We start from the raw sequence: 17359 nt of genomic DNA on the forward strand, positions 1-17359 counted from the left end.
AGGGTGAAGGGGTCACCCTTCGTCATCATCATCCCAAATTTCATAGGTTCGGATGCCATCATAGCGCGCCAAATTTTCCATGGTCTTTTCGGGAAACCATGTAACTGGCAAACCGGAAAACTGCGGTAATTCGCTAAGCAATTCCGAGATTGAGCGCGAACAATTTGCCTTGGGGACAGGGCCAATTTCCTGAATGCGCTGCGCCACGAATCGCGCCTGTTCTGGCGGCAAAAGAACCTCTTGCGCCACGACATGATGAGTCTCGCGCGCATGCCACTGCAAATAAAACCCATAGAGCGTGGGATTCATTCCAAAGAGCACATCATTGCGTTCAGGTGCGGCTGGGTGGAACCAACCGCCGGCAGGATCAAACAGCAATCGCTGTGTCCCGTCATCGACAACAAGGGCGCTATGCGCACCCGTGCCTGTTTCACTGCGCAGCATTGTCAAAAGTGTGATGCGCGTTGGCCCTGGCTCGCGATAGCTTGCTGTCGCAATGTCTTGATCACTGGCCCAAATCGATGGATTCGCGCAGCCCGTAAGGGCCAGCGCGAGACACAAAACTGTAAGAGACGAACGCCACCCCATCGGTGTTCGGCTTCAAACTTAGCGGGCGAAAAGGGCCAAGAAGATCACAACAGCGATCGAAACAGCAGCAACGCGCATGCTCCACGTCATGAAACCATCAAAGGTTTTCTCCTGCTCGCTGATATCCATCGAGCCGTGCTTATGTTCGTTCTTTGCCATGGTCGTCTCCATTGATCTGGTCGCTTTGACGATGCGCATACCGAATTTCATGCGCCCTGTCACGCGACACTGTGACACGATCTGTGTAAAAATCTTACAAGGCGACAAGGAAGCAGGGCGGGGCCCTCAACTGCGCAACTGCCACACCCATGCACCGCGCGCGTCCATTTCACGGGCAACCTCGCCCAGATGATAGAGATGGTTGAGATGGGCCACGGCCTCGACCATCGCCAGCCCATAAGTCGCCTCATCAATCTGGCGTTTGAACAAGGGCGCAAAGCAATCAACCGCTGTGCGGGGTTCCGCGCGCAAATGTTCACGCAATCGGGCAAGCGCACCGTGATGATTGTCCGATAATTGCGCCAATCGTGCAGGCAACCCGTGATAGGGCAGCTTGTGACCTGGCAAAACAAGATGATCTTCGCGCGCCATGGTTTCAAACCTTGCGCAGCTTTCTAGCCATTCGGCCACGGGATCTGCCATCGGTTCTGTCGGATACACCCCAAGATTGGGCGATATCGATGGCAAAAGCTGATCCCCCGCCAAAACAAGCGGCACATCTTGGCACCATAGGGTGGCATGATCTGGCGCGTGACCTTGGCCCAAATGCACGACCCAATCACGCCCGCCAAGACGATGCACCGCCCCTTCCTCCAACCGCGTAAAGCCCAAGGGTAAAGGATAAACTGTGTCACAGAAATTAAAGGGGCGGTTATCAAGGCGCTTGCTCAAAAGCGCCTCATCCATGCCCGCCGCACGCCAAAAAGACACCGCTTCTGGGCTCGGTGTTGGCTCCTCGTCTAAGGTCAGCATCCTTGCCGTCAGCCATGCGGTGCGGGTCATCAATAACTCCGCGCCTTGCGCCATAAACCAACCCGCAAGCCCGACATGATCGGGGTGGTGATGGGTGACAACCACCCGCAAGATAGGATCACCGCGCAGATCATCTTTTATAATCGCGGCCCATTCACGGCGATTGAGTTTTGTATCAAGCCCTGTGTCGATCACAGTCCAGCCATTTGGTTCGCGCAAGGCATAGACATTCACATGATCCAAGCCCAAGGGCATGGATAACCGTATCCACAGGATGCCATCCGCTATTTCCCGCGCAGTGCCTTTTGCAGGTGGGGTCTCGTGTGGATAGTGGATCATGTTACACCTTTTTGCAGCGCGGCTTGGCTTCACAGCGCGCCCAAGCTATATCGGGCCGCGCAAACACCAGTGCCGTCCTAGGCGATGAACCCCAATGTCACAAGTGCCACCCACCCCAGACCGCCCCTCCCGTTTGTCCCCTGATGAGCAGGGGATCGCGCGGGCCTGTGGCTTGTTAGAACAGGGGGAATTGGTCGCGCTGCCCACGGAAACTGTCTACGGGCTTGGCGCAGACGCACGCAATGACCAAGCCTGTGCCAAAATCTTTGAGGCAAAAGGGCGACCTACATTCAACCCGCTGATCGTGCATTTGGCTGACCTCGCACAGGTCGCGCAAATTGCAGAGGTGACCGATACCGCACGGGTCTTGGCAGATCGCTTTTGGCCCGGCCCTTTGACCTTGGTCTTGCGCCTGCGCCCTGATCACGGGCTATCCCCCTTGGTCAGTGCAGGTCTGCCGACTGTGGCAATTCGCATCCCAAACCACCCTGTGGCCCAAAATATCTTGCGCCGCTTTGGTGGTCCAATTGCGGCACCATCTGCCAATAGATCAGGGCGCTTGTCCCCCACATCGACCGAACATGTGGCGCGGTCGTTGGGCAATCGCATCGCGGCTATCGTAGATGGTGGGCCTTGCCCCGTAGGCCTTGAGTCAAGCATCGTGGACGCAAGTCAGAAGCCCGCGAAACTCCTGCGCGAGGGCGGCATTGCGCGCGAAGACATTAGCGCGCTCACGGGGGCGCTTGTGTCTGACCTCACGCCTGGACGCGTAGCTGCACCCGGTCAGATGAGCAGCCATTACGCCCCCAATGCACCGCTGCGCATCAATCAGGATCTCAGCGACCCAACACGGCTACGCATTGCCTTTGGCCCGATTGGGGATGCAGATTTCACCCTCTCGGAAAAGGGCGATTTGCGCGAAGCGGCTGCGGCACTGTTTTCGATCCTGCATCACGCCGATGCGGAACTGGCATTGCACGGCAAAACTGGGATTGATGTCGCGCCTGTCCCACAAAAGGGATTGGGCCTTGCAATCAATGATCGGCTGATGCGGGCTGCCGCCCCGCGAGATTAAGCGCGCCCTGCCTGCGCGGACAACAAAATCGGATCAATGCCCAATTTTGCAAGGGCAGCTTCCCATTTGCGCGGCATATCAACATTGAAAACCAGATCAGGCGCGGCCTCGCAAATCAGCCACGCATTCTGCGCAATCTCACTTTCCAACTGGCCCCGACCCCAGCCCGCATAGCCCAAGGCGACAATCGCCTGATCTGGGCCTTCGCCTTGCGCAATATCGTCTAGGATATCGAGGGTCGCGGTCATGGCAAATGTGTCATCCACCTCTAGGCGTCCCGCATGACCTGCGTCACCTTGCGCATAAGAGGTTTCATGCAGAACAAATCCACGCCCCTGTTCAACGGGGCCACCAAAGCAGATTGGTAAATCAGGCAAAGATCCCGAGCCATTGGCAATGCCCAATTGCTCGAACATCTCAGACAAGGTCAATTCGGCTAAAGGTTTGTTAATGATCAACCCCATAGCCTGTTCGTCATCATGCGCGCAGAGGAACACCACCGCATGAGCAAAACGCGGATCCCCCATTCCAGGCATAGCGACCAAAAGTTTACCCGTTAAAGTCTCGATCGCACTGTCGATATTTTCAATTTCATTCATATGTCCAAAATGCGCGGAGCCTGTCGCAAGGGCAAGGGGCGACCGCGCGGAATTTGCCGCATCTTCGCCGAAACGTGACTTTTCATTCATGGCGTCTGCCGCTAACCAATGAGGCTATGATGAATGGATCCACCCCATGCAATGCCGCCGCGCGCGCCCTCACTTTGGGCGCTTTTGCGTTTTGCATGGCCTGCGGGATAACGGGCGCCGCGTCAGGCCAAACTGTTGCCTTGAACGGTGATGATGTCGTCACGGCACGGTTTCTGTCGGGATGGCGCATGGAAAATGGCCATCACATGGCCGCCGTAGAAATTAGCCTAGCCCAAGGGTGGAAAACCTATTGGCGCAGCCCTGGGGATGGGGGCCTCGCACCTGAATTGCGGATCGAAAGCAACACTCAAATTGCAGCGGCTTGGATGCATTTTCCCCGCCCCGAAGTGATCTTCACGGCGGGCACGCTCAATATTGGGTATCATGATCACGTGGTCTTTCCGATTGAGCTTGCAATGCCCCGCGGCCTTGGCCCCATGCCCCTTTCGGCAGAGTTGAGCATTGGTGTTTGTGACGAAATTTGCATGCCAATCACCCTTGAGCTTGAGGGTATTTTACCAGATCGCGGCGCTCGTGATCCGATGATCCTGCAGGCGTTGGCAGATCAACCCACCCCCGCCGCAGAAGCGGGCGTTGGCCCTGCCCGATGTGCAATCAGGCCAATTTCAGATGGGTTGCAAGTGTCGGTAGAGGTCACCGCCCCCGATTTAGGCGCGCCTGAAACGATGATGTTAGAGCTGCCCCTCCCAGATGTCTGGATGTCGCCGCCCGCCTTTCAGCGCAATGCGGGGCAGATCACCGCAACGGCGGATTTGGTGCCCCCGCAAGGCCTGCCCTTTTCGATGGAGCGCTCAGACCTGCGCATCACACTTGTCGGCTCTCATCGCGCGATCGAGATTGAGGGCTGCGTGGCGCATTAGGTCTTGCGATTTTGATAAGCGACCCCTGCGGCAAGCCCCAAAACCAAGATCAGCACGCCAAGGCTAAAGACAAGGAACGCCGTCAGGGCACTCGCGGGTAGGAGTGCGGCCCCCCATCCCCAAGCCCCGCCCGTCAAGATTGGGCCGCCCATGACCAAACCCCACCACAGAACCACCCCCAAAGAGGCAAGCCAAAGTGTAGCGCCTGCTTGACCAATCCGCCCGCGATGGCCCAAGCCGCGGCGCAAACTGCGCACACGCTTTCCAATATCAGCTTGTATTGCCAAAACCGCTGGCACCAAGAGCAAAACAACAAACATCCCAAAGCCCAAACCATAAACCAACGTAATCACAGTGGGTTTGAGGAACTGCGCCTGTGACGATGTTTCAAACAACAAGGGCGCAAGACCCAGAACCGTGGTGAGGGTGGTCAAAAGAATGGGTCGCAAACGATCACAGGCAGCATCAATAACGGCAGGGATCAGCCCACGGTCTTTTGCATATTCATCCACAGTGGAAACCAAAACAATCGAGTCATTGATGATGATACCCGTCATCCCGATCAGACCCACAACCGTAAACATCGACAAAGGCACATCCCAATGCCAATGGCCAAATATCGCCCCCGTCAGGCCAAACGGGATCACGCATAGCACGACAAGCGGGCGTAGCCAGCTTGCGAAAATCCACGCCAAAACGATGTAAATGCCAACCATACAGGCCAAGAACCCCGCAAGGGCATCGTCCAAGAAAGCGCGCTCCTGCTCGGCCAAGCCCGAAAGGGTCGTGGTCACCCCAAATTGCGCCTCAATATTTGGCAAGATTTGATCACGCAATTGCGCCATGATTTCCTCAGCACGGGCCGGGTCATCTTCGGATAAATCCCCCGTCACTGACACCACGCGCTGTCCGTTTTCGCGGCGGATTGTGGAAAAGCCCGTCCGCGTCTCAACCGAAACAATATCGGCCAAGGGCACATAACTGCCGCCATCCGCCCGCAACAACATGCGATCCAGAAAATCAGCGGTTAACTCGCCTTCCGGCAATTCCACCCGCACGGTGGCCGTGCGCAACCCATCGGGAAAGCTTGCCGCTTCAACCCCACCCAAGCGATTGCGCAATATCCGCCCCAAAGCCTCAATTTCAAATCCCAAGGCCTCACCGCGCGGGGTCAGAGATAAACTTACCTCCTGCCGATCATAGGGCAGATCATCGGCCAAACCCGATACCTCGCCAAAGGGCAAAAGCGCGGTTTTGACGGCCTCGGCCGCAGCCTTGAGAACCTCGGTTTCCGCCCCCGTGACTTGAACATCAATCGCATCGCCACCTGGCCCACCGCGCCATCCGCGAAAGCTGATCTCTTCCACCATCGGATTTTGCCGCACTTCATTTTGTAAGTCCGCAACAAAAGCAAAGGAGGAATAGGGGCGCAGGTCAGGGTCAATCAACTCGATGGAAATTGACCCCAAAAGATCGCTGTCTTTCCCATCGGCAGATGCAAGACTGCCGCCCGTATTCCCACCAATTTCGGCCAAGACGTAAGAGGTTGGGTTGCGGCCATGCTCAGCCTCATACCGGCTTGCAACGGCCTCAACCGCGCGTTGCATTTCAGCCAACATGGCAAGGCTATCCTCACGCCCTGCCCCATCAAGCATGGCAAAATTCCCTGAAACGGAGCTCAGCTCAGGCGCATTGAAAAAGCGCCACGTGACATCACCGCGCAAGAAACTGGCAGCTTGGGTGGCCAAAAGCAGCAGCATCACGGCCACAACAGGATAGCGTGCTTTGACGGCAAAATCGATGAAGGGGCGGAAATAACGCCCGCGCAGCCTCTCGAACCAGTGGTTCACAAAACGTGAGGGGCGATCATACCAAGCATCCTTCGCATTCGCCGCCAAAGCATGCGCCATATGATTGGGAAGGATTAGGAAACATTCCACCAAACTGGCCGTCAGCACCACGATAACAGTAAAGGGAATATCAGCGATCAAATCCCCAAACCTGCCGCCAATGGCAGCAAGTCCTGCAAATGCCAAAACAGTGGTGAGGGTCGCGGCAAAAACAGGCGCTGCCATGCGCCGCGCGGCTGTTTCGGCGGCAGTGATAGGGTCTTCCCCAAGGGCACGATGGCGGTAGTCGGCATGTTCGCCCACCACAATCGCATCATCCACAACAATCCCCAAAGTGATGATCAAAGCAAAAAGCGAAATCATATTCAGGGTGATCCCAACGGCATACATCAGCGCAATTGCGGCCAACATCGCCACGGGGATGCCCGCTGCCACCCAAAATGCGGTGCGGGCATTGAGAAACAAAAACAACAAGCCAAGAACCAAGGCCAACCCTGTCGCGCCATTGGACAACAGAATTTCTAAACGCCCCGAAATAAACTCTGCGCGCGTGCGGATCAGATCAATCTGCACATCTTGCGGCAAGGTCGCCTCCATTTGTGTGGCGATCTCTTCGACCGTTGCCTGTATGGAAATCGCATCACCCTTATCCGAGCGATCCACCCGCACCGTCATTGCTGGGTTACCATCCACGAAGTATGCACTTTCGCGGTCAACCGCCAATTCCATCACCCGCGCCACATCCCCAATCGAGACTGTGCGCCCATTAGGCTCACGAATAAGGGCAATTGCCGCAATCTCCTCTGCACTGCGCTTGGCTGATCCTGCCCGCACCCGTGCATTGGCCCCATCAACCGCCCCTGCAGGCGCGGTATCGACTTCGGCCGCAATGGCCGCCGCAATATCAGCCATCGTGAGATCATATTGAATCAACCGCACAGTTGGCACTTCGATCAAAATCTGCGGGGCAGCGACCCCGCGAATGGTTGTGCGTGTCACCCCCTGATCAAAGAGGCGCGCCACGAATTCATCTGCGAAGCGACCCAATTGGGCGGGAGCCACGGGCCCTGTAATCACCACATCGGTCACGCGATCACGCCATGTGCCGCGCCGCACCTCTGGCGTATCGGCATCTTGGGGTAGGTCGGTGACACTATCGACTGCCTGCTGCACATCATCCGCTGCGCGCGCCATGTCCCAGCTGGGCTCAAATTCCAAACGAATATTGGCCACACCTTCACGCGCGGTGGCCTCGGATGAGACAACACCATCAACCGCCAAAAGAACAGGTTCCAAGACGCCCACGATGGCGGCATCTACATCCTCAGCCCCTGCCCCATCCCATCGGGCCGAGATGTCGATATCATCCACCACAACATCGGGAAAAAACTGCGCGCGCATATTGGGCAGGGCAAATAAGCCTGCCACGATCAATGCAACCAAAACCAAATTGGCCGCCGTGCGGTGACGCGTGAAATAAGATAATATGCCCGAGGCCTGTGGCGGAAGGCTACGCATGGTTAGCCCCCCATTCGTTCTTCAAGCCGCGCCACCACCCCGCTTGGCACACGGGGTTGGTTTAATTGATCCAAGAGCCGCGATTTCACATCATCAGGGATAAAGCTGTTGCCTTCAACATAGGCGATCAGCCGCGCACGGCGTTCAGGGTCAAGCTCTAGCTCCTCGTTTTGAACCACCTCAGGAAGGCTGCCATCGGCTGTAGGGCGCAGAGGGTCAACCTTGATCCCCGCCCCCAAGACGGGGGTTCGGGCGGCCACAATCTCACGGCCTGCCAAGTGATCCGCGCGGAAAATCACATCATCCCCTTGGCGGCGCAGGAGCGTCACTTCGGCTTCTTCAAGGCGATCTTCATCCCCCAAAACAAGCACATGCGCGCCATCGGCCAAGGCCGTGGCAGGCGCAATCATGACGCCCTCAAGCGCGGGCTCGGTCACATGGACAGTGACAAAATCCCCCGCTTGCAAGCCCGCAGGGCGCAGCACATCGGCAAAGAGCAACCGTCCCGTTTGCCCTTCACCCACCGCCCCGCTTTCCCGCGTCAGGCGTGCAGGCAGGGTCAAAACTTGCTCACCCAGATCAATGCGCAACTCCACATCAACTTGCGGCAGGCGGCCATCTTCGCCAACAAGGCGCGCATATTGCGCGGTCGATAGACGAAAGGCGACTTCAAGCTGATCAGGATCAAGCAGGCGGCCAAATTGCTCATTCGCGCTCAACAGTCGCCCTTCGGCCAAATCAACCTCGGATAAAACCCCAGAAAATCCCGCGCGAATTTCAGTATCAGCCAAACGCCGCTCTGCATCCGCAAGCGCCTGTCTGCGGGCCAATGTGGCTTGGCTAGCGGAAGCCACGGCCAATTCCGCCGCCTCAACCGCGGCCAAACTGCCGACACCGCGATCCGCAAGATCACGCGCCCGCTCTAGCGCGCGGCGGCGCAATTCTTCCTGTGCTTCAGCATCCTGTAGATCTGCCGCGGCGGTGTCGCGCGCCCATTCTGCCTCGGCAGGATCAATCCGCACCAAAAGCGCGCCTTCCTCAACACGCCCCCCCTCGCGGAAATTGGGCGCAAGTTCGACCACACGCCCCCCGATGGCCGCCCGCAATTCTAGACTGCGCCGCGGCAAAATCTCGCCAAACGCAGTCAGTTCAGGACGCAAGCTTTGCGGGGTCAGGGTCAGAACTTCGGCGGCAAAAACCCGCTCTCGGGCAGGCGGGCGACTGCCCTGATCGCCCATGCGTTCCTGCAAAGATGACCAGATCAGCCCGACCGCCAAAGATAACAGTCCGAAGGTCACAGCGCTTAGGAATAACCCCGTCAATGCACGATTGAAAAATCTCATAAATGTATCGCCTCAGCAGGGAAGGTTACCATAAGAATAGACCACGAAACTGCGATGGAAATAGCGCGGCATAGTGACCCCACACAGGAGGATACGCGCGGCATGGCTATTTCCGGCGCCGATGTTCCTCAAGGCGGGGCAAGATTTCAACAAAATTGCAGGGGCGATGGCGATAATCGAGCTGCCATTTTAGAATTTCATCCCACGCATCGGCACAGGCCCCCGAACTGCCTGGCAAGGCAAAGAGATATGTGCCTTGGCAGACCCCGCCCGTTGCCCGAGATTGAACTGCTGATGTGCCGATTTTTTGCATCGATACCATGGTGAAAACGGTGCCAAAGGCCTCGATTTCTTTTTCGTAGACATCGCGATGCGCCTCCACCGTGACATCGCGCCCTGTAAGACCCGTGCCACCCGTGGTCAGGATCACGTCAACCACAGGATCCGCGCACCACGCGCGCAGTTTTTCTGCGATCTCAGTGCGCTCATCTCGTAAAATCTCGCGGTAGATCAAATGATGGCCCGCCGCTTTGATCCGCCCTTCCAAAAGGTCGCCAGATTTATCTTGCGTCAAATCCCGCGTGTCAGAAACGGCCAGAACCGCAATGCCAATGGGGATAAAGTCGCGCGTCTCATCAATGCGGCTCATCTCGCGCCCCCAAGGCTCGCTTTCAGTTTCAACAAATCCGCCCATGCCTCGCGCTTGAGCAAAGGCAAGTTCATCAATCGCGCGGGCGAATAAATTGGGAAAGCAGCGCAGCGATGCGCGCCTGCCTCAAGCATATGATCCGATTCACGCAGACGCTGCACACCCGTTTGTGACAGGGCTGAAACGCAAGATGCGTTTCCAAGCAGCACCACCGCCTTCGGCGCACATAATGCGATATGGCGCAGCAAGAAAGGGCGCAGCACCTGATGCTCGGCCTCTGTGATTGGGCGATCTTGCGGCATCCGCCACGGAGAAACATAGGTGAAATAGAGCGCCTCGCTCTGACCCTCTGCCGACCGCGAAAGACCGATCGCTCCAAACATCGCATCAAAGAGTTTGCCCGCCTCATCGCTAAAACCCTGCCCCGCCTCATCATCGGCACGGCTTGGGGCTTCGGCAATGACCATCACATCGGCCTGAGGATTGCCCTGCGAGAAAACCATATTCCGCGCGCCTTTGCGCAGATCAAGCCCATGGAAATCCGCCATTGCAGCCCGCAATGCGTCTAAGGAAAGTGCCGCCTGTGCTAGGGCATCTGCGGCTTTGGCCAAATCTGAAACAGTGGCCGCCTTCGGTGCGGGTGTTGGTGCAGGCTTAGACTGCGCCACCTTTGGTGAAACGGGCGCAGGCTTCACCTCGGGCTCAAGGTCAAATCGGTTGATCGGCGCTTCTTCAATCGCATCGCTCACACCCAAATCCACCTGCCAACTGAGCGCGGCAAGCGCATCGGTATAGGTCATCTGATCAAGGTCATGGCGCATGGTCACAATGCTACTGCCAGTGCGCCGCGAGGTAAATGGGCCATAACAGCCTCTATCGGATGGGTTGTGTCCGCCCCCAAAGACAGCCTATAAGCGGCGCAGTCAAATAGGAAGACAGATCAGGGGGAGCCCGATGTCGTTTCGCCAAAACCACCTCTTAGGTATCGAAACACTTGCCCCCGATGAAATCGTTACAATTCTTGATCTTGCCGATCGCTACGCCGAACTCGAGCGCGGCGATAACAAGCATGGTGATGCCTTAAAGGGGCTGACCCAGATCAATATGTTTTTCGAGGCCTCCACCCGCACGCAAGCCAGTTTTGAATTGGCAGGCAAACGTCTTGGCGCGGATGTGATGAACATGGCGATGGCGGCGTCTAGCCTCAAAAAGGGTGAAACGCTCATTGATACGGCGCTGACGCTTAACGCGATGCATCCTGATCTTTTGGTTGTGCGACACCCGCATTCGGGCGCCGTGAACCTCTTGGCGGAAAAGGTAAATTGCGCGGTTCTGAATGCGGGCGATGGCAAGCATGAACACCCAACCCAAGCCCTGTTAGATGCGCTGACCATTCGCCGCGCAAAGGGGCGCTTGCACCGCCTGAACATTGCGATATGCGGCGACATTGCCCATAGCCGCGTGGCGCGCTCAAACATTCTGCTGCTTGGCAAAATGGAGAACCGCATTCGCCTAATTGCCCCCCCCACCTTGATGCCCGCAGGGGTCAGCGAATGGGGCGTGGAAATGTATGACGATATGCAAGCAGGGCTTGCAGGCTGTGATGTGGTGATGATGCTGCGTCTTCAAAAAGAACGCATGGACGGCGCCTTCATCCCCTCAGAACGGGAATATTATCACCGCTTCGGGCTGGACGCAGAAAAGCTGAGCGCCGCCAAGGATGATGCGATTGTCATGCACCCGGGCCCAATGAATCGCGGGGTCGAGATTGACGGAACCATTGCCGATGACATCAATCGCTCAGTGATCCAAGAGCAGGTTGAAATGGGCGTTGCCGTGCGTATGGCAGCAATGGATTTGCTGGCGCAAAACTTGCGTGCCAGACGAGCCGAAAAGGGGGCGCAGGCATGAATATCCTATTCAAAAATGCGCGCCTCATAGACCCAGAGGCAGGCACCGAGGATTTGGGCTGGCTTCTCGTCAAAGATGGAATGATTGCCGCGCGCGGAGCGGGTGACACGACCCAAAACGCAGAGCGCGTCATTGACTGCGCCGAAGCCTGCCTTGCCCCCGGTCTGGTCGATATTGGCGTCAAAATCGGCGAGCCTGGTGAACGGCATAAGGAAAGTTTCCGCAGCGCAGGCGCGGCTGCCGCCGCAGGTGGCGTGACCACCATCGTCACGCGTGCTGACACCACCCCCCCGATTGATACGCCTGAAACATTGGAATTCGTGCGCCGCCGCGCGCAAGATGCAAGCCCCGTGCGTATTCTCCCAATGGCTGCCCTGACAAAGGGCCGTGAGGGGCGCGAGATGACGGAATTGGGCTTTCTCTTGGATGCAGGGGCTGTGGCCTTCAGCGATGGCGACCTCGTTCTGCGCGACAGCAAGGTTCTCAGCCGCTGCATGGTGTATGCCCGCAGTCTTGGCGCGCTCATTGTGGGCCATCCACAAGACCCTATTTTGTCAGAAGGGGCGGCTGTAACCTCTGGCAAATTCGCCTCTCTTAAAGGCTTGCCCGCAGTGTCGCCTATGGCAGAACGTATGGGGTTGGAGCGCGATCTTGCATTGGTTGAAATGACGGGCGTGGCCTATCACGCAGATCAGATCTCCACCGCGAAATCCTTACCCGCGCTGCGCCGCGCGAAAGAGGCAGGGCTGAATGTTACGGCAGGTATTTCAATCCACCATTTGACGCTCAACGAATTTGACGTAGGCGATTACCGCACCTTTTTTAAGGTCAAGCCACCCTTGCGCGCCGAGGAAGACCGCGTGGCGATGGTTGAGGCGCTGCGGGAAGGGCTTATTGATATTATTTGCTCCATGCACACGCCACAGGATGAAGAAAGCAAACGGCTGCCTTATGAAGCGGCGGCCAGTGGCGCAGTGGGGCTTGAAACCCTGTTGCCCGCCGCGTTGCGGCTGCATCACGGGGCGGGTCTGAGCCTGCCTGACCTCTTCAAAGCCTTGTCGTTGAACCCCGCCCGCCGCTTTCATGTCCCAGGTGGCAGCTTGGCCGAAGGTGCTGTGGCTGATCTCATTTTGTTTGATCCAAATCGACCCTTTGTTCTGGATCGCTTCGCTTTGCACTCAAAATCCAAGAACACGCCCTTTGATGGCGCACGGCTGCAAGGGATGGTTTTGGCAAGTTTCGTCAACGGCCAATGCATTTATGAACGGAACGCATCGTGATCGAATTTAACTTGATCCAATTGGGCCTCGTTGGGATCGGTGCCTACCTGTTGGGCTCGGTTCCATTTGGACTGGTCATGGCGCGTCTGTTCAATTTGGGCGATTTGCGCAGCATTGGGTCGGGCAATATTGGCGCAACCAATGTCCTGCGCACAGGCCATAAACTGGCGGCTTTCCTGACCTTGGTTCTTGATGCAGGAAAAGGTGCAATTGCCGTTTTGGTGGCACGTGCCCTGTTTGGCGATTTAGCTGCACAAGTCGCAGGGGGCGCGGCATTTCTCGGGCATTGCTACCCTGTGTTTATCGGTTTCAAGGGAGGCAAGGGGGTGGCAACCTTTCTTGGCACGCTCCTCGCACTTGCTTGGCCTGCAGGTATTGCAGCTTGTGCCACATGGGCGATTGTCGCCGCGCTGTTTCGCATTTCGTCCCTATCCGCGCTGATCGCAGCAGTATTGTCACCCGTATTCGTGGCAATCTTGGGCTATCCGCAGACCGCAGTCGTCACGGTCATCTTGGCTGCGCTGATTTTCAACAGACACCACGCGAATATCAAAAGACTGCTCTCTGGAACCGAGCCGAAAATTGGCCAGAAATCCTAATCAGTATTTATACTCTTCATAGATCCGCGTCAGATCACCGCCCCATTCGCCGTGATAGCGTTCCAACAATTCATCGGCGGGGGTTTTGCCGCTCTCTAGGCTTTCTTTCAACGCATTCAGAAAATGTGTCTCATCAGGCACAAGCCCACCCGCGCCCGCGCGCGCGCGGGTTTTTAACCCCGCCTCAGAGAGCGCCACAACTTCACGCGCCAGATCATGCATCTTTATCCCATGAGTGTCAGCCTGAAGCCCATCTACGGATGCCGCAACGCGCAGCGCATCGCGCGTCTCAGCGTCCCATCCCTTCACCAAATCCCATGCGGCGTCTAATGCGGTCTGATCATACATCAAACCCACCCAAAACGCGGGCAAGGCACATAGCCTGCGCCACGGGCCACCATCGGCACCGCGCATTTCGATGAATTTCTTGACCCGTGCCTCAGGGAAAATTGTGGTCAAATGATCCGCCCAATCAGAGAGGGTCGGAACTTCACCTGGAAGGGCAGGCAATTGACCTTTGAGAAAATCGCGGAAGGATTGACCAAGCGCGTCAATGTAGACCCCATCGCGATATACAAAATACATCGGCACATCGAGCGCATATTGCACCCATGCCTCAAAGCCAAAACCCTGCTCAAACACAAAGGGCAGCATCCCCGTGCGCGCGGCATCGAGGTCACGCCAAACACGGGCGCGCCATGATTTATGCCCATTTGGCTTGCCATCAATAAAGGGCGAATTCGCAAACAGTGCAGTCGCGACAGGTTGCAACGCCAAAGCCACGCGCAGCTTTTGCACCATATCCGCCTCAGAGGAGAAATCGAGGTTCACCTGAACCGTGCTGGTGCGATACATCATGGTTTTACCCATGCTGCCCACGCGATCCATATAGCCTGTCATCAGGCGATAGCGCCCTTTTGGCATCATCGGCATATCCTCATGCCGCCAAATCGGGGCCGCACCTAGACCGATGAATTCAACCCCGATCTTATCGGCGACATCACGCACCTCGCGGAGGTGTTGGTTCACCTCGTCACAGGTCTGGTGGATTGTCTCGAGAGGCGCACCTGAAAGTTCAAGCTGCCCGCCCGGCTCAAGGCTGACATTCGCGCCATCCTTGGTCAGGCCGATGATGTGCGCGCCCTCCATCACGGGCGCCCATCCGAATTTATCGCGCAACCCCTCAAGCACCGCTTTGATTGAGCGGGGGCCATCATAGGGCAGCGGGTTTAGCGTGTCGCGGCAATAGCCGAATTTTTCATGCTCTGTGCCAATGCGCCATTGACCCCGCGGCTTGCACCCTGCGGCCAAATACTCGGCCAATTGGCTTTCGCGTTCAATAGGGCCACCGCCTTGCTGAGGTATCGACATGGGCGCTGCTCCCGCCTGAATTATGATTGCACACCAATGCGGAACTGGCCCGCCTGACCATCCGTGTCAAGGCCACGCGTCCACAGAATTTGCGTGCCTAGGCGTTTCTTATCGCGCGCGGAAATCAGCGCGGCCATTGAAATTTTGGGCAGGGCAGAAAACCCATCAAACAAAACCTCTGCGCCACTTGCCTCAAGGGGAATGGTCAAAACACTGTCGCGGGTTTTCAAAACCCATGCAGGATCTTTGTCCCTCTCAACCCGCAAGCCAAGGCTTTCTAAATCATCCAAATCCACTGCACCGCCCCAAATTGGGCCCATATAGGCGATGCGCCCTTCAACAAGGCTGACCACCCCCACGCCTTGCCCAGACGATGCAAACCGCGCGCGGCGCCATGCGACAAAGCCCGTTGTGGTTGCCACGGCAACCACCATCCACCCAACCATACCCAAAATTGGGCTCGGGCGCGTGATCAACCACAGGCCAAAGCCAACTGCGCAGAGGGCTGCGATCACCTCCGCGTATCGCACAAAGGCGTGGCGCAATTCAGGTCGGATCATGCCAATCCCCCAAATGCGATTGAAACAGCGTCAGCAGGGCTACGGCAGCGGTATCCGCGCGCAAAATGCGTGGGCCAAGGCTGACTGGGGTCACAAAAGGCAGGCGCGACAAGCTTGCGCGCTCTCGCGGGGAAAACCCGCCCTCAGGGCCAATCAATAGCGCCCATTTCTGACTATGTTGCGGCCCTGCAAAAGCCACCGCAACACCCACCCGCGCCTCATCCGCCCAAATAATCTGACGATCCTCAGGCCATTGCGCCAATAGACGATCAAGGCGCATCAGATCACTGACCTCAGGCACGAAGGTGCCGCCACATTGCTCTGCCGCCTCTATTGCGTGGGCTTGCAAGCGATCCTGCCTGATCCGCTCGGAATTGGTGAACTCGGTCTGAACGGGGATGATCCGCGCTGCCCCCATCTCGGTCGCTTTTTCCACGATAAAATCGGTGCGCGCTTTTTTGATTGGCGCGAAAATCAGCCATAGGTCAGGCGGCAGCTGAACCGCGCGGGTTTGTTCGCGGCACAAAAGCCGTCCTGCGCGCTTATTTGCTTCGACAACTTCGGCAAGAAACTCACCGTCACGGCCATTAAACACCAAAATCTCGGCCCCAATGGAAAGCCGCATCACAGCAAAAAGATAATTCGCCTGATCACGCTCGAGAGAGAGTGTTTGCGCTTTGGCAAGCGGCTGGTCTAGGTAAAGGCGTATCTTGGCGGCTTGAGACATAAGGGGATCATATGAGCGCAGATAACCAAATGCCAGAGGGTCGCGTGCGCGATGCCTATCAGGGCAATTGGGTCGATCATCTCGCCCCTGCCGCAACACGGCCCTATCTGCGATTGTCGCGGGCAGATCGCCCAATTGGCACATGGTTATTGCTTTTGCCGTGCTGGTGGGGCTTGGCGCTTTCTGTTGCGGCTGACCCTGCGGGTGGCACAGTCTACGATCTCTGGATTGCACTAGGATGCGCTATTGGCGCGTTTCTCATGCGCGGTGCAGGCTGCACATGGAATGACATCACCGACCGCCATATTGATGCGGGCGTTGCCCGCACCCAATCGCGCCCTTTGCCATCAGGTCAGGTGACAGTGCGCGGGGCACTGGTTTGGGCGGTTGTGCAGGCACTCATCTCTTTTGGCATTCTGCTCACCTTTGAGGCAGCCGCAATTTGGTTGGGCATTCTGGCTCTGTTGCCTGTAGCGATTTATCCTTTTGCCAAGCGTTTCACATGGTGGCCGCAGGTGTTTTTGGGCATTGCCTTTAACTGGGGGGCGCTTTTGGCTTGGGCGGCGCATCAAGGCAGTCTATCGCTTGCCCCCATCCTTCTTTATCTCGCAGGAATTGCTTGGACCCTGTTCTATGACACGATTTATGCCCATCAAGACAAAGAAGATGACGCGCTGATGGGCGTGAAATCGACCGCACGCCTTTTTGGAGAGAATTCGGCGCAGTGGCTTTGGGGCTTCTTGATCCTCAGCGCGGGCCTTGCGGCAGCGGCTGTGATGGTTGTCCTATCAGGGTCGGCGCTGATTTTGGGTCTTTGCGGCGTTGTGGGTTTTGCCGCCCATATGATCTGGCAGATGCAGCACTTGGACATCAACAATGTCGACCGCTGCCTGTCACTGTTTCGCAGCAATCGCGATGCTGGGCTGATCTTTGGGCTATTTCTTGCCGCTGCAGCATGGCTGTGATTGATCCTCGGGCGATTAATCTCTAAGCCATCCGCAGGGGAT

17 protein-coding genes are annotated in these 17359 nt (G+C 57.0%); 6 read left to right on the plus strand and 11 right to left on the minus strand.

Translation table 11 applies throughout. The annotated features are described in order from the left end of the window. Nucleotides 1-12: 12 nt before the first annotated feature. The 3 genes from RYZ18_RS09900 to RYZ18_RS09910 all read right to left on the minus strand — a co-directional run bounded on the left by RYZ18_RS09900 (nt 13) and on the right by RYZ18_RS09910 (nt 1899). A complete protein-coding gene (locus RYZ18_RS09900) occupies nt 13-588 on the minus strand; it encodes a hypothetical protein (RefSeq protein WP_317656556.1) in 576 nt (191 codons plus the stop codon). Between the two features lie 18 nt (nt 589-606). Further along, complete coding sequence (locus RYZ18_RS09905; RefSeq protein WP_317656558.1) at nt 607-747, minus strand: aa3-type cytochrome c oxidase subunit IV; 141 nt, start codon at nt 745-747, stop codon at nt 607-609. Between the two features lie 126 nt (nt 748-873). After that, nucleotides 874-1899 carry an MBL fold metallo-hydrolase gene (locus RYZ18_RS09910; protein WP_317656560.1) on the minus strand — a complete coding sequence of 342 codons (1026 nt, stop codon included), beginning with the start codon at nt 1897-1899 and terminating at the stop codon, nt 874-876. Between the two features lie 94 nt (nt 1900-1993). Here RYZ18_RS09910 and RYZ18_RS09915 point away from each other — a divergent pair, with 94 nt between their 5' ends. Beyond that, nucleotides 1994-2974 (plus strand): L-threonylcarbamoyladenylate synthase, encoded by a 981-nt coding sequence (locus RYZ18_RS09915; RefSeq protein ID WP_317656562.1) that lies wholly within the window; start codon nt 1994-1996, stop codon nt 2972-2974. Here the strand turns inward: RYZ18_RS09915 and RYZ18_RS09920 are convergent. After that, nucleotides 2971-3573: a YqgE/AlgH family protein gene (locus RYZ18_RS09920; RefSeq protein WP_317656708.1), complete on the minus strand. Its 603-nt coding sequence runs from the start codon at nt 3571-3573 to the stop codon at nt 2971-2973. The genes RYZ18_RS09915 and RYZ18_RS09920 overlap by 4 nt on opposite strands. Before the next feature lie 119 nt (nt 3574-3692). Between RYZ18_RS09920 and RYZ18_RS09925 the strand changes: the two genes are divergently transcribed. Continuing rightward, nucleotides 3693-4544, plus strand: a complete 852-nt coding sequence (locus RYZ18_RS09925; protein WP_317656564.1) for a protein-disulfide reductase DsbD domain-containing protein — start codon at nt 3693-3695, stop codon at nt 4542-4544. Here the strand turns inward: RYZ18_RS09925 and RYZ18_RS09930 are convergent. From RYZ18_RS09930 to RYZ18_RS09945, 4 genes are all read right to left on the minus strand, one after another. Then, nucleotides 4541-7912 carry an efflux RND transporter permease subunit gene (locus RYZ18_RS09930; protein ID WP_317656566.1) on the minus strand — a complete coding sequence of 1124 codons (3372 nt, stop codon included), beginning with the start codon at nt 7910-7912 and terminating at the stop codon, nt 4541-4543. The two genes, RYZ18_RS09925 and RYZ18_RS09930, sit on opposite strands and share 4 nt — an antisense overlap. A 2-nt stretch (nt 7913-7914) precedes the next feature. Next, entirely contained in the window at nt 7915-9255 is a 1341-nt protein-coding gene (locus tag RYZ18_RS09935) for an efflux RND transporter periplasmic adaptor subunit (protein WP_317656568.1), read from the minus strand. A 106-nt stretch (nt 9256-9361) separates the two neighbouring features. Next, entirely contained in the window at nt 9362-9904 is a 543-nt protein-coding gene (gene moaB / locus RYZ18_RS09940) for a molybdenum cofactor biosynthesis protein B (protein WP_317656569.1), read from the minus strand. Next, entirely contained in the window at nt 9901-10725 is an 825-nt protein-coding gene (locus tag RYZ18_RS09945; RefSeq protein WP_317656570.1) for a uracil-DNA glycosylase, read from the minus strand. Before RYZ18_RS09945 ends, moaB begins: the two co-directional genes overlap by 4 nt. Nucleotides 10726-10858: 133 nt before the next feature. Between RYZ18_RS09945 and RYZ18_RS09950 the strand changes: the two genes are divergently transcribed. The 3 genes from RYZ18_RS09950 to plsY are packed head-to-tail and all read left to right on the plus strand — an operon-like array spanning nt 10859 to nt 13694. Continuing rightward, a complete protein-coding gene (locus tag RYZ18_RS09950; protein WP_317656572.1) occupies nt 10859-11815 on the plus strand; it encodes an aspartate carbamoyltransferase catalytic subunit in 957 nt (318 codons plus the stop codon). Continuing rightward, the gene (pyrC, locus tag RYZ18_RS09955; RefSeq protein WP_317656574.1) at nt 11812-13095 is read left to right on the plus strand and encodes a dihydroorotase; all 1284 of its coding nucleotides are present in this window, start codon (nt 11812-11814) and stop codon (nt 13093-13095) included. The genes RYZ18_RS09950 and pyrC overlap by 4 nt, the downstream gene beginning before the upstream one ends. Then, a complete protein-coding gene (gene plsY, locus RYZ18_RS09960; protein ID WP_317656709.1) occupies nt 13089-13694 on the plus strand; it encodes a glycerol-3-phosphate 1-O-acyltransferase PlsY in 606 nt (201 codons plus the stop codon). Before pyrC ends, plsY begins: the two co-directional genes overlap by 7 nt. Here the strand turns inward: plsY and RYZ18_RS09965 are convergent, their stop codons facing one another. Genes RYZ18_RS09965 through RYZ18_RS09975 form a run of 3 tightly spaced genes read right to left on the minus strand, consistent with a single transcriptional unit; the run spans nt 13695 to nt 16352 of the window. After that, on the minus strand, nt 13695-15065 hold the full coding sequence (locus tag RYZ18_RS09965) for a glutamate--cysteine ligase (RefSeq protein WP_317656575.1): 1371 nt from the start codon (nt 15063-15065) through the stop codon (nt 13695-13697). 20 nt (nt 15066-15085) lie between these two features. Beyond that, nucleotides 15086-15625 carry a hypothetical protein gene (locus RYZ18_RS09970; protein ID WP_317656576.1) on the minus strand — a complete coding sequence of 180 codons (540 nt, stop codon included), beginning with the start codon at nt 15623-15625 and terminating at the stop codon, nt 15086-15088. After that, on the minus strand, nt 15612-16352 hold the full coding sequence (locus RYZ18_RS09975) for a 16S rRNA (uracil(1498)-N(3))-methyltransferase (RefSeq protein WP_317656577.1): 741 nt from the start codon (nt 16350-16352) through the stop codon (nt 15612-15614). The genes RYZ18_RS09970 and RYZ18_RS09975 overlap by 14 nt, the downstream gene beginning before the upstream one ends. Before the next feature lie 11 nt (nt 16353-16363). Between RYZ18_RS09975 and ubiA the strand changes: the two genes are divergently transcribed. Then, nucleotides 16364-17317: a 4-hydroxybenzoate octaprenyltransferase gene (ubiA, locus tag RYZ18_RS09980; RefSeq protein ID WP_317656578.1), complete on the plus strand. Its 954-nt coding sequence runs from the start codon at nt 16364-16366 to the stop codon at nt 17315-17317. The last annotated feature ends 42 nt before the right edge of the window (nt 17318-17359 follow it).

This window comes from Roseovarius sp. 10 (genome assembly GCF_033100315.1).
Classification (GTDB): domain Bacteria; phylum Pseudomonadota; class Alphaproteobacteria; order Rhodobacterales; family Rhodobacteraceae; genus M30B80.

Coding starts and splice junctions, on each gene's coding strand:
- RYZ18_RS09915 (WP_317656562.1), top strand. CDS start 1,994: ATGTCACAAGTGCCACCCACCCCAGACCGCCCCTCCCGTTTGTCCCCT.
- RYZ18_RS09900 (WP_317656556.1), bottom strand. CDS start 588: ATGGGGTGGCGTTCGTCTCTTACAGTTTTGTGTCTCGCGCTGGCCCTT.
- RYZ18_RS09970 (WP_317656576.1), bottom strand. CDS start 15,625: ATGATCCGACCTGAATTGCGCCACGCCTTTGTGCGATACGCGGAGGTG.
- RYZ18_RS09930 (WP_317656566.1), bottom strand. CDS start 7,912: ATGCGTAGCCTTCCGCCACAGGCCTCGGGCATATTATCTTATTTCACG.
- RYZ18_RS09925 (WP_317656564.1), top strand. CDS start 3,693: ATGAATGGATCCACCCCATGCAATGCCGCCGCGCGCGCCCTCACTTTG.
- RYZ18_RS09935 (WP_317656568.1), bottom strand. CDS start 9,255: ATGAGATTTTTCAATCGTGCATTGACGGGGTTATTCCTAAGCGCTGTG.
- RYZ18_RS09965 (WP_317656575.1), bottom strand. CDS start 15,065: ATGTCGATACCTCAGCAAGGCGGTGGCCCTATTGAACGCGAAAGCCAA.
- RYZ18_RS09905 (WP_317656558.1), bottom strand. CDS start 747: ATGGCAAAGAACGAACATAAGCACGGCTCGATGGATATCAGCGAGCAG.
- RYZ18_RS09975 (WP_317656577.1), bottom strand. CDS start 16,352: ATGTCTCAAGCCGCCAAGATACGCCTTTACCTAGACCAGCCGCTTGCC.
- RYZ18_RS09910 (WP_317656560.1), bottom strand. CDS start 1,899: ATGATCCACTATCCACACGAGACCCCACCTGCAAAAGGCACTGCGCGG.
- pyrC (WP_317656574.1), top strand. CDS start 11,812: ATGAATATCCTATTCAAAAATGCGCGCCTCATAGACCCAGAGGCAGGC.
- RYZ18_RS09920 (WP_317656708.1), bottom strand. CDS start 3,573: ATGAATGAAATTGAAAATATCGACAGTGCGATCGAGACTTTAACGGGT.
- moaB (WP_317656569.1), bottom strand. CDS start 9,904: ATGAGCCGCATTGATGAGACGCGCGACTTTATCCCCATTGGCATTGCG.
- ubiA (WP_317656578.1), top strand. CDS start 16,364: ATGAGCGCAGATAACCAAATGCCAGAGGGTCGCGTGCGCGATGCCTAT.
- RYZ18_RS09950 (WP_317656572.1), top strand. CDS start 10,859: ATGTCGTTTCGCCAAAACCACCTCTTAGGTATCGAAACACTTGCCCCC.
- RYZ18_RS09945 (WP_317656570.1), bottom strand. CDS start 10,725: ATGCGCCATGACCTTGATCAGATGACCTATACCGATGCGCTTGCCGCG.